This window comes from Actinoplanes sp. HUAS TT8 (assembly GCF_051380535.1).
In the GTDB taxonomy this organism is placed as follows: domain Bacteria; phylum Actinomycetota; class Actinomycetes; order Mycobacteriales; family Micromonosporaceae; genus Actinoplanes.
The window spans coordinates 3,915,873-3,927,241 of the sequence record NZ_CP195646.1 but is presented as its reverse complement, the minus strand read 5'-3'; the positions used below and the strand labels follow the sequence as shown (position 1 = coordinate 3,927,241).

General features: G+C 70.2%; 8 protein-coding genes. 3 read left to right on the top strand and 5 right to left on the bottom strand.

Annotation, left to right across the window (positions count from 1 at the left end; all coding sequences use genetic code 11):
• The first annotated feature begins 46 nt into the window (after positions 1-46).
• Complete coding sequence (locus tag ACSHV8_RS17830; protein ID WP_436534457.1) at positions 47-592, top strand: GNAT family N-acetyltransferase; 546 nt, start codon at positions 47-49, stop codon at positions 590-592.
• Between the two features lie 12 nt (positions 593-604).
• Here ACSHV8_RS17830 and ACSHV8_RS17825 read toward each other — a convergent pair whose 3' ends face one another.
• The 3 genes from ACSHV8_RS17825 to ACSHV8_RS17815 form a co-directional block, all read right to left on the bottom strand.
• Positions 605-1,048 (bottom strand): hypothetical protein, encoded by a 444-nt coding sequence (locus ACSHV8_RS17825; protein ID WP_436534455.1) that lies wholly within the window; start codon positions 1,046-1,048, stop codon positions 605-607.
• Between the two features lie 29 nt (positions 1,049-1,077).
• On the bottom strand, positions 1,078-2,487 hold the full coding sequence (locus tag ACSHV8_RS17820; protein ID WP_436534453.1) for a BTAD domain-containing putative transcriptional regulator: 1,410 nt from the start codon (positions 2,485-2,487) through the stop codon (positions 1,078-1,080).
• A 105-nt stretch (positions 2,488-2,592) separates the two neighbouring features.
• Positions 2,593-4,539 carry a potassium transporter Kup gene (locus tag ACSHV8_RS17815; protein WP_436534451.1) on the bottom strand — a complete coding sequence of 649 codons (1,947 nt, stop codon included), beginning with the start codon at positions 4,537-4,539 and terminating at the stop codon, positions 2,593-2,595.
• A 243-nt stretch (positions 4,540-4,782) separates the two neighbouring features.
• Between ACSHV8_RS17815 and lon the strand changes: the two genes are divergently transcribed.
• Together lon and fxsT are read left to right on the top strand one after the other, a co-directional pair.
• The gene (gene lon / locus ACSHV8_RS17810; RefSeq protein WP_436536806.1) at positions 4,783-7,035 is read left to right on the top strand and encodes an endopeptidase La; all 2,253 of its coding nucleotides are present in this window, start codon (positions 4,783-4,785) and stop codon (positions 7,033-7,035) included.
• A gap of 229 nt (positions 7,036-7,264) precedes the next feature.
• Complete coding sequence (gene fxsT / locus ACSHV8_RS17805; protein ID WP_436534449.1) at positions 7,265-10,009, top strand: FxSxx-COOH system tetratricopeptide repeat protein; 2,745 nt, start codon at positions 7,265-7,267, stop codon at positions 10,007-10,009.
• A 28-nt stretch (positions 10,010-10,037) separates the two neighbouring features.
• On the opposite strand, the gene ACSHV8_RS17800 is transcribed toward fxsT, so the two are convergent.
• Both ACSHV8_RS17800 and ACSHV8_RS17795 read right to left on the bottom strand, forming a co-directional pair.
• The gene (locus ACSHV8_RS17800; RefSeq protein ID WP_436534447.1) at positions 10,038-10,757 is read right to left on the bottom strand and encodes a hypothetical protein; all 720 of its coding nucleotides are present in this window, start codon (positions 10,755-10,757) and stop codon (positions 10,038-10,040) included.
• On the bottom strand, positions 10,747-11,352 hold the full coding sequence (locus ACSHV8_RS17795; RefSeq protein WP_436534445.1) for a TetR/AcrR family transcriptional regulator: 606 nt from the start codon (positions 11,350-11,352) through the stop codon (positions 10,747-10,749). The genes ACSHV8_RS17800 and ACSHV8_RS17795 overlap by 11 nt, the downstream gene beginning before the upstream one ends.
• Positions 11,353-11,369: the final 17 nt, after the last annotated feature.

Here is an 11,369-nt window from a genome sequence, read left to right as displayed (position 1 = left end):
GATCTCGGGTACCGCAGGTGCGGTATCCACCGTTTACGGTGTCCCGGTGAATCCTGCCCTGCCGCTGCGCACCGACCGTCTGGTGCTGCGGAATTTCGTCACGCCGGACGAGGAGGCGGTCCACGCCTTCGCCGGCGATCCCGTCGTCACCCGGTTCACCGAATGGGGGCCGAACAGCCGCGACGACACACGCCGGTTCGTGCGCGACTACGCGGCGCAGGCCACCGCACCCCGGCGGGCGGCGTACAACCTGGCCGCGGTGGCCGACGGCGAACTGGTCGGATCGGTGGCCCTCTGGGTCGAGGACGCCGGGCACCGCCGCGGCGGCCTCGGGTTCGTGTTCCACCCGGCGGTGTGGGGCCGCGGCTACGCCACCGAGGCGGCGCGGGAACTGGTCCGCTTCGGGTTCGGCGAACTAGGCCTGCACCGGATCGCCGCGACCTGCCACCCCGACAACCTCGGGTCGGCGCGCGTGCTCACCCGGGCCGGCCTGCGCGAAGAAGGCCGCATGCGGGACCACCTGCTGGTCCGGGGTGCCTGGCGCGACTCGCTCCTGTTCGCCGCCCTCGCCCCGGCGACCTCAGCGGTCTGAGCGGCGCATTTCTCACGGCCGGCGGCGGTTGCGGAGTGTGCGGAAGACCAGGCCGCAGGCGTCGAGGCAGTGGGCCAGGACCACATCGGCGGCGAGCAGTTCGGCCGTGGTGAACACGAAGGCCTCCCGGTCGACCCGCTCGACCGTGACGGTGAACGCGGCGGCGGCCAAGGTCTCCTCGAGGAGGTCGCTGCCGTCCGGGGCGGACAGGTCGAACCAGATCAGGGCCTCGTCACCGAAGGACAGTCCCCACTCGATGCCGTCCTTCGTGCCGACACTCACCGAATGCGACAGGTACTCCAGCTCCGGGGCCCGCGGCAGGCGCGCGAGGGCGCCGGCCACGACAGGCCGCCCGGCCAGCGCCTCAGCCTCGTAGAAATGCCAGCCCTGACCGCTCCGCCGCGGCGTGACACCGTCCACCGCGTAGGCCGGGCGCGACCGTCGAAACCAGCTCATCGACTCACTATCGGGGATTCGACCGCAGACTATCGACCGGGCCCGGCGCGGAGGTGGGCGGCGTGCAGGGCGAGGGCCGACGGCAAGCGCCCGTGGCGCTCGACGATCTCGTCCAGCGGCTGCTGCGGCAGCCCGCTCAGGTGGCGTCTGAGCAGCTCACGGGCGTCGTGCAACCCGGGCCGGCCGACGTGCAGCAGGTGGGCGCCGTCGCGGGCGGCCAGCTCGACCAGGGGGTGGCGGCTGGTGATCAGGACCAGGCTCGCCGGGGAGGCGGGCAGCAGCGGCCGCACCTGGTCGGCGTCGCGGGCGTCGTCGAGCAGGATCAGCACGCGCCCGGTCGCGGTCAGGCTGCGGAACAATCCGACCTGCGCGCCGTCGGTGTCGGGGATCTCGTGACCGGGGACGCCCAGCCCGTGCAGCAGGGAACGCAGCGGTTCGGCGCCGCGCAGGTCCAGGTGGAGCTGGCCGTCGCCGAAACCGCCGGCCACGGTGCGGGCGAAGTGGACGGCCAGGGCCGACTTGCCGACACCGGCCGGCCCGTGAAGCGCGATCACCCGCGGCCCGGGCTCGTCGGACAGTCGGCCCAGGGTGGCCAGTTCGTCCTGGCGCCCGGTGAAGAACCGCAGGCCGGCCGGCAGCTGCGCCGGTCGTGGCCCGCCGGCGGCCGGTCGCCGGACATTCTGGCCGAGGACCTGCCGGAACGCCTCCTGCAGGTCGGGGCCCGGGTCGATGCCCAGGTCGTCGGCGAGCCGGCCGCGGATCGCGCGGTAGACGCCGAGCGCCTCGGCCTGGTGACCGGCCGCGGCCAGGGCGGTCATCACGCTCGCGTGGATCAGCTCGTTGAGCGGGTCCATCTCGGCCGCCCGCCGCAGCGGTGCCAGCAGGCGGCCCGGCCGGCCGAGGCGGCCCGCGACGTCGGCGGCGGCCAGCACCGCGTCGAGGAACTCGCCGTCCAGGCCGGCGAACGTGGTCCGGGCCGCGGGCGTACCGGCCAGACCGTCGCCGGCGTGACCGCGGCCGAGCCGTAGCGCCTCGGTGTAGTGGTCGAGGGCGGCGTCCAGTTCGCCGCGACCCGCGCGGGCCTTGGCCTGCGCGACCAGTTGCCGGAAACGCAGCAGGTCGAGGCCGCCGGGGGCGGCCGTGAAACGGTAGCCGTTGCCCTGTCGCGCGATGAACGCGCCGGTCGCCCGGGGCGGCAGTCCGGGTTCGAGCAGGCGGCGCAGGGCACCGACATACTTGTGGATGATGTTGACGGCGCTCGGGGGTGCGTGGGCGCCCCAGAGCAGGTCGGTCAGCTCGGCGACGCTGACCGGGTTGCCCTCGTGGGCCAGCAGCAGCGCCAGCAGGCACTGTTGCTGATGTGGGCCGGCGTCGACCTCGGCGTTGTCCCGCCAGACCCGGAGGGGCCCGAGGATCCGCAGGTGAACCGGAACATCCATGCCCCCGAACCTAGGGTCCGGGCACCTGCCTCAGATTACGTCGGATGACGTAACCACACCGGCAGGCGGCTCGTACCGGGACGGGCCGCCTGCCGGTCGGGACGGTCAGACCTCGATGTGCGAGCCCATGATGACCGTACGGTCGCGGGGCAGCCCGAAATACTCGGCCGCGTCCGCGGTGATGTACGAGGTGGCGATGAACAGCCGCTTGCGCCACGGCGCCATCGAATGGGTGGCTCCGACCCGCAGCTCGATCTTCGACAGGAAGTACGAGGCCCGGTCCAGCTCCAGTTGTCCCTCGGTGGTCGCGGGCAGCAGCTGCCGCAGCGCGGCCGGCACGTCGGGCGTCTCCATGTAGCCGAAGCGGGCGATCACGTAGATGATCCCGTCGTCCTCGTAGCCGAGATCGTCCACCGTGATCCGCTCCTCGGCCGCGACCCGGGGCACCGGCTCGGTGGTCAGCGACATGATCACGACGTTCTCGTGGCGGACGTGGTTGTGTTCCACGTTGGCCCGCAAGGCCAGGGGAGCGGTCTGCGTGCCCCGGTTCAGGAAGATCGCCGTACCGGGCACCCGCTGGATCGTCGAGGTGTCGTGGTGCAGTTCGTCGACGAACTCGCGCAGCGACCCCTCCCGCCGGTCGCGCTCCTCGGTGACGATCTTGCGGCCGCGCTGCCACGTCGTCATCAGCGTGAACGCGGTCAGCGCGATTAGCAGCGGCAGCCACGCGCCGTGGGCCAGCTTGGTCAGGTTGGCCGCCACGAACAGCAGGTCGACCGCGAGCAGGATCGCCGCGCCCCCGGACAGCACCCACAGCGGCGTCTTCCACCGGCCGTGCGCGACGTAGAAGAACACCAGCGTCGTGATCGTGATCGTGCCGGTCACGGCCATGCCGAACGCGTAGGCCAGCGCGGCCGAGCTGCGGAAGGCGAAGACCAGGGTCAACACCGAGAACATCAGGAGCCAGTTGATCCACGGTACGTAGATCTGCCCGGCCGACGACTCGGAGGTGTGCACGATCCGCAGCCGCGGCAGGTAGCCCAGCTGCGCGGCCTGCGACGCCACCGAGTACGCCCCGGTGATCACCGCCTGCGACGCGATGACCGTCGCCGCGGTCGCCAGCAGCACCATCGGAATCCGGGCCCAACCGGGCACGAGCAGGAAGAACGGGCTGCTGATGTGGGCCGGGTCGTCCAGGATCAGCGCACCCTGCCCGAGGTAGCTGAGCGTGCTCGCCGGCAGCACCAGCCCGAGCCAGCCACGGACGATCGAGCGCCGCCCGAAGTGCCCCATGTCGGCGTAGATGGCCTCGGCCCCGGTGACCGCCAGCACGATCGCGGCCAGCGCGAAGAACGCGATGCCGAAATGCCCGGTCAAAAAACTTATCGCGTACGTCGGGGAGAGCGCCTTGAGAATCGCCGGGTTGCCCACGATGCCGGTCACGCCGGCCGCGCCGATGGACACGAACCAGAGGATCATCACCGGCCCGAAGACCCGGCCGACCGCCGCCGTGCCCCGGCGCTGCACCAGGAACAGCGCCACGATGATGACCGCCGTGATCGGCACCACGAACTCGCCCAGGGACGGCTCGACCACCTTGATGCCCTCGACCGCGGACAGCACCGAGATGGCCGGGGTGATCATGCTGTCGCCGAAGAACAGCGACGCCCCGAAGATGCCCACACCGGCCAGGGCCATGGCCCGACGGCGTCCACGCTTGGCGCTCCAGCGCCGCAGCAACGCGATGAGCGCCATGATGCCGCCCTCACCGTCGTTGTCGACGCGCATGGCCAGCAGCACGTACGTGACCGTCACGATGATCATCACGGACCAGAAGATCAGCGACACCACGCCGAACACGTTGTCCGTGCTCACCGGCACCGGGTGCGGATCCTCCGGGTTGAACACGGTCTGCAGGGTGTAGATGGGACTGGTCCCGATGTCACCGAAGACCACGCCCAGCGCGCCGACGATCACGGCGAGGCGCACGGAGTCCCGTACGCCGGAATGGCCTGGATTTTTGGGTTCGGACTCGCTCTGGCTCTCGGCCACGGCGGTCCCCTTTCACGCGCGCGGCATCAACGCGCGTGACCATACCGCCGAACCCGCGACCCGCAGTGGATCACTGCCGCGTTTCGTGGTCCGCGCCACCGGCGTTGTTCGCTGGCAGTGAACGCCGGAAGAAGCCGGGCCGGTTCACGGTTGAGCCGACCGTACTCAACTCCTCGGAGGTTCCCGGTGACCAGCAAACGACTTCCCGTGTTGTTCCTCGACGACATCGTCCTGCTCCCCGGCATGGTCGTGCCGGTCGAGCTCGACGAGAAGGCCCAGGCGGCCGTCGACGCCGCCCGGACCGCGGCCGGCTCCGAGCTCCTGATCGCACCGCGGCTGGAGGACCGCTACGCCTCGTACGGCGTGGTCGCCACCGTCGTGCAGGTCGGCAAGTTCCGGGGCGGCTCGCCCGCCGCCGTCCTCCGGACCGGCGTGCGCGCCCGCATCGGCAGCGGCGTGACCGGCCCCGGCGCGGCCCTGTGGGTCGAAGCCGACCCGGTGACGCCCGAAACCCCCGGCGACCAGGCCGTCGAGCTGGCCGCCGAATACAAGAAGCTGGTCGTCTCGGTCCTGCAGCGCCGCGAGGCCTGGCAGGTGCTCGACTCGGTCAGCGCCATCGACGACCCCGGTGACCTGGCCGACACCGCCGGCTGGGCGCCTTACCTGTCCAACGACCGCAAGCGCGAGCTGCTGGAGACGCCCGACGTCGAGGCCCGGCTGCGGCTGCTCATCGACTGGACCAAGGACTTCCTCGCGGAGTCCGAGGTCAACGACAAGATCGAGACCGATGTACGGGAGTCGGTCGAGAAGCGCAACCGCGAATACCTGCTCCGCGAGCAGCTCAAGGCCATCCGTAAGGAGCTCGGCGAGGGCGAGGCCGACGGCACCGACGACTACCGCGCCAAGGTCGAGGGTGCTCAGCTGCCCGACGCCGTCCGCGAGGCCGCGCTGCGCGAGGTCGACAAGCTGGAACGGGCCGGCGACCAGAACCCGGAGGCGGGCTGGATCCGCACCTGGCTCGACACCGTCCTCGACCTGCCCTGGTCGGTCCGCACCACCGACAACACCGACCTGGAAGCGGCCCGGGCCGTCCTCGACACCGACCACCACGGCTTGGACGAGGTCAAGGAACGCATCGTCGAATACCTGGGCGTCCGCGCCCGGCGCGAGTCGCGCGGCCTGGAAACCGTCGGCGGACGCGGCTCCGGCGCGGTGATCCTGCTGGCCGGCCCGCCCGGAGTCGGCAAGACCTCGCTCGGCGAATCCGTCGCCCGCACCCTGGGCCGCAAGTTCGTCCGCGTCGCCCTCGGCGGCGTGCGCGACGAGGCCGAGATCCGCGGCCACCGCCGTACCTATGTCGGTGCCCTGCCCGGACGCATCGTCCGCGCCATCCGCGAATCCGGTTCGATGAACCCGGTCGTCCTGCTCGACGAGGTCGACAAGGTCGGCAGCGACTACCGCGGCGACCCGGCCGCGGCCCTGCTGGAGGTCCTGGACCCGGCGCAGAACCACACGTTCCGCGACCACTACCTGGACCTGGACCTCGACCTGTCCGACGTCCTGTTCATCGCCACCGCGAACACCCTGGAGACGATCCCGCAGGCGCTGTTCGACCGCATGGAACTCATCGCCATCGACGGCTACACCGAGAACGACAAGGTCGCCATCGCCCGCGACTTCCTGGTGCCCCGCCAGCTGGAGCGCGCCGCCCTCTCCGAGGGCGAGGTGACGGTCACCGAGGAGGCTCTGCGGGAGATCGCCGCCAATTACACCCGAGAGGCGGGCGTACGGTCGTTCGAGCGCCTGCTGGCCAAGGCGTTCCGCAAGGCCGCCCTGGGCACCCTCCCGGCCACCGTCGACGCCGCCGACCTGAAAGACCTGATCGGACGCCCCCGCTTCACCCCGGAATCGGCCGAACGCACGGCCGTCCCCGGCGTCGCCACCGGCCTGGCGGTGACCGGCATGGGCGGTGACGTCCTCTACATCGAGGCGTCCCTGCTCCCCGGCGACAAGGGCGGCCTGTCGGTGACCGGCCAGCTCGGCGACGTGATGAAGGAGTCCGCGCAGATCGCCCTCTCCTACGTCCGCGCCCACGCCGGTGAGCTGGGAATCTCCCCGGAACAGCTCGACCACCCCATCCACCTGCACGTCCCCGCCGGCGCCGTCCCCAAGGACGGCCCGTCGGCCGGCGTCACCATGACCACGGCCCTGGTGTCGCTGCTGCTCGGCCGCAACGTCCGGGCCGAGGTCGGCATGACCGGCGAGGTCTCCCTGACCGGTCGCGTCCTCCCGATCGGCGGCGTGAAGCAGAAGCTGCTCGCCGCCCAGCGGGCAGGTCTCACGGAGGTCTACATCCCCCACCGCAACGAGCCCGACCTGGACGACGTCCCGGCCGACGTCCTGTCCGCCCTCACCGTCCACGTCGTCTCCGACGTCCGCGACATCCTGAACACCGCGCTGGAGCAGGTCGCCGTCGGCGCCCCCGCTGCCGCCTGACCCCATCACCCACGAACCCCCGGCCAACTGCCCATGAAGCAGTTGGCCGGGGGTTCGTGCTGTGAACAACCTTCTGACCTGCCGTACGGCCGGCCCTTCCGGCCACAGCGGACAGACCTCCTCGGGGCGTTGGCGACACGTGGTAGCCGTGGCCGTTCAAGGGATACCGACCGATGACAGAGGGTTGTAGCTTGACCACGTACTGTGCATCCGGAACGAGGAGGTCCGAGTGCTGGACGCCACTGGTCCTCGTCGTCTCCACGCCTATGTTGTTCTGGGCGCTGCACCGATCGTCGTAGCGGCCGGCAGTTGGCTGACGAACGTCCTCACCTCCGGTTGGAATCCCTGGCTGTTCGCAGCTCTGGCCGCGGTCGTCGGGATGTCCTCGTTCCTCACCGTGGCGGCTGAGCGGCATTACCGGCCGCCGGAAACGGTCACGACCGCGAGCCCGGCGCCTCAGGCGCTCTCGCGCCCGTCGGCCTGGCTCGACGTCCCGCCGCGGAGCCGCCACTTCACCGGCCGGGACGAGTTGCTCGCCACCCTCGGTCGGGTCGGCGCGGAGGAGACCCGTGGCCTGACCGCGATCGTCCCGCATGCGCTCTACGGTCTCGGCGGTGTGGGCAAGACTCATCTCGCCATCGAGTACGCCCACCGGAACCGCGACAGGTACGACCTGGTGGCGTGGATCCCGGCCGAGCAGCCCGCGTTGATGCGATCCGCCTTTCTCCGTATCGCCGCCGCCATGGGCCTGCCGGAGTCCGACGATCTGGAGCAGACCGTCGAGCTGGTTCGCGGCGGGCTGCAACGAGGTACTCCGTTCCGCAGCTGGCTGATCGTCTTCGACAACGCCGAGGAGCCGGTCACTCTGCGGCCGTACCTTCCCGAGCCGGCGCCACCGCACTCGGCGGGCCGGGTGCTGATCACCTCGCGAGACCGCACCTGGTCCAGTCTGGCCGACACCATCGAGGTCGAGGTGCTGCACCGCCACGAGAGTGTGGCCCTGCTCCGGAAGCGAAACCCGAACGTCAGCGACACGGACGCGACGACCCTCGCCGAACGACTCGGCGACCTGCCGTTGGCTCTGGAGCAGGCGTCGGCGTGGATCGACGCATCGGGCATGCGGATCAGCGATTACCTGCGCCTGCTTTCCGAGCACACCCAGGAGCTGCTGGGCGCCAACCGCCCGGCCGACTATCCCACCTCGGTGGCCGCGACCTGGGGCGTGGCCCTGGACCGGCTGTCCACGACCGACCCGGTCGCCGTCGAGTTGCTGGAGTTGAGTGCGTTTCTGGGGCCCGAGCCGATCGACCGTCGGTTGCTCGGGTTCGGCGGCGAGGTCGAGGCGCTGACCATGCTGAAGGCGGTTCTGGTCGACCCGATGCGGCTCGACCGGGCGATGGCCCACATCGGGAAACTGTCGCTCGTCAAGTTCGACTCGGCACGCGGCACCATCCAGCTCCATCGGCTCGTCCGGGCGGTCATCCGCGCTCGGCTCAGCCCTGAGCAACGGGAGCGGCTCGGGACGGCAGCGCAGATGTTGCTCGCTGCGGCGGATGCGTCGGTGCCGGACACCACCGGTGCGGAGAGCTGGTGGATCCACGCGATGATCACGCCGCACCTGCGGTACACCGGCTGCCTGGCCAGCGCCGACGGCCGGATCCAGGAACTCGTCCTGCGGCACCTGAACTACCTGTACGCCCGGCGCGACACGGAGAGCTGCCAGCAGCTGGCCGAGAAGGCCTCGGCCGCCTGGACGAAACGACTGGGTCCCGGACACGCCAATACCCTGCACGCGTCGGTGTTGCTGGCCACTGCTGCCCGCGAGCTGGGGCGTACCGACTTCTCGAAGAGGCTGCTGGAGGAGGTCCTCGGCCGGGCCCGGCGCACGCTGGGCGAATCCCACCCGGTCACACTCCGGGCAGCCAACAGCTACGGCGCCGACCTGCGCCTGATCGGCGACTACCGGCGGGCCCATCAGCTGGACCTGGTCAACCTTGACCAACACCAGGCGGTGTACGGCCCGGCCGATGCCCGGACCTTTCAGATGACCCACAACGTGGCAGTGGATCTCCGCAGCCTGGGGCGTTTCGCCGAGGCCCTGGCGCTGGACGAGAAGAACCGGTCCCTGCTCCGGCGGACGTGCGGTGTCGACGACCTGAGAACCATCTACTCCGGGATGGCCTGTGTCCTTGATCTTTACTATCTCGGTCGATACCAGGAGGCGCTCACGCAGGCGCAATCCGTCGCGGCCGAAATGACCGGGCTGGTCGGTTCGCTGTCCCGGCACCCGTTGCTGGAATCGCGGATCCAGGCGATCGTGCTGGCCGCGGCCGGGCAGAGCGGCCCGGCCGAAGAACTGAGTCAGCAGATCCTCGACAAGTACCGGACCATACACGGTTATCGTCACCCGCAGACCCTGGCGATGGCGATGACCGCCGCGAACATCGTGCGACATCACCGGCCGCGGATGGCGCTCAGCCTGGCCAACGCCACGCTGGCACAACACGAGAAAACATACGGCGGTGAACATCCCGCGACCATCGTTGCGCTGATCAATACCGCGGCGGCCGAGCGGATCAACGGCGAGCACGCGGAGGCGTCCCGGCACGACGACCAGGCTCTGCGGCTGGCCGACGACGTGTTCGGCGCGGAGCACTGGATCACACTCTGCGCCCGACAGGGGCGGGCGATCAATCGTTCGATCGCGGGGGACCACGGCACGTCCTACCACCTGATGAATCAGGTCTATCAGGCCGCGGTCGCGCTTCACGGCGCCGACCATCCCTACACCCTGACCTGCGCGGCCAACCTGGTGAAAGCGGCCGGGCGGGCCAAGCGGCACGGCGCCGCCCAACCACTGCGCGCCCAGCTGAGTCGTCGGCTGGCCCAGGGAGACGGCGGCAATGCCGTGCTGCTGCGGAGGCTGCGCGATCGCGAGTGGGTCGAATTCCCGGTCGAACTACCGCCGTATTGAGGCTTTCTCTCACGCCGGTGCATGCCCGTTACTGAGCGGCGTCACCAGGGCCAGAGAAGGTCTCCAGCTGGGCGAGGATTCCGGTGGCGGCCAGGACTTCGCGGACCTCGCCGTCGCTCTCGTCGAACTCGGAATGGCTCAGGTCGAGGTGTCGGAGAGCCGGGAACAGGGCCGGCGTCAACTCCTCCAACTGCAGGACCGGGCATTCCGTGCCGAACACGTCCGAGCGGATCTCCAGCTGCAGCGAGATCAGGGCTGGCGTGGCCGTCGGGAAGATGGAGCCGTCGGAGAACAGGGCTCCCCGCAACCGCAGGGAGGTCAGGGTCGGGCTGATGATGTCGTCGAACAGCAGGCCGCCGGACGCGGTCAACGAGGTCAGTGCGGGCAGGGCCGCCCACATGCCGTTGGCCGAGTCGTCGGCGAAGCCCTGTTGCAGACGGCTCAACGGGTCGAACGTGTCGCCGGTCGAGGTTTTCACGTCCTCGAACAGGTATTCGAAGTCGTGTCCGAAGTGCAGCGACGTCAACCGCGGGCGCCGGTGGGCCGCGATGGCTTCGGCCGCCGCGAGCGCTGACTGATGAAAGTCGGTCAGGTGCAGTTCGAGCCGCTGGAGCCCGGCCGACGCGGGGTCGACGAGCAGTGCCGTGATCAGCTCCGATTCCCGGTGTCCGGGACCGGACGCCGTCAGACGGAACACCGCCTCGCTGCCGTCGGGGTTCAGGCGCCAGGAATCGTCGCTACTGATCATCGCCGCATCCTAGGTAGCGGGTCACCATCGTCACCAGTTGGTCCTCCAGGCGCTGCGACTCCACCGGCGACGGGGCCGCCATCAGCGTGTGCGTGACCAGCTCGACGGTTGTGACGATCACGCGCAGGGCGGTGTCCAGGTCGTCCAGGCGCACCTCGGGACGGCCGGTCAGGAGATCGCGTAATTCGGTCGCGCGCTTACGGTCGTACCGGGAAATCTTGTCCAAAAGATCTTGGGAGAGGGGCGCCTCCTCGACCATCATGCGCAGCAGTCGGGGGTCGACGCGGTGGTGCTCGACGGTCCGGTGGACGATCCGCCGGATGGCCTCGGGCAGGCTCAGCCCGGTGGTGTCGGGCGGCGGCTCGGTGTCGTCGATGTGCTGCAGCAGCAGTTCGGCCAGGATCGCGTCCTTGTTCGGGAAGTACTGGTAGAGCGAGCCGACCGACACGCGGGCCTGCTCGGCGATGCGGTTGGTGGTGCCGGCGGCGTAACCGTACTCGGTGAAAACGTGAGCAGCGGCGGTCAGGATCCGATGCCGGGTCAGCTCGGCGCGAACCTGTCGAGGCCTGCGACGTGGCTCGGAGCGTTGGGGCACGGTCGTCTCCCGGGGGC

Coding starts and splice junctions, on each gene's coding strand:
- ACSHV8_RS17825 (WP_436534455.1), bottom strand. CDS start 1,048: ATGAGCTGGTTTCGACGGTCGCGCCCGGCCTACGCGGTGGACGGTGTC.
- ACSHV8_RS17820 (WP_436534453.1), bottom strand. CDS start 2,487: ATGGATGTTCCGGTTCACCTGCGGATCCTCGGGCCCCTCCGGGTCTGG.
- lon (WP_436536806.1), top strand. CDS start 4,783: ATGGTCGTGCCGGTCGAGCTCGACGAGAAGGCCCAGGCGGCCGTCGAC.
- ACSHV8_RS17800 (WP_436534447.1), bottom strand. CDS start 10,757: ATGATCAGTAGCGACGATTCCTGGCGCCTGAACCCCGACGGCAGCGAG.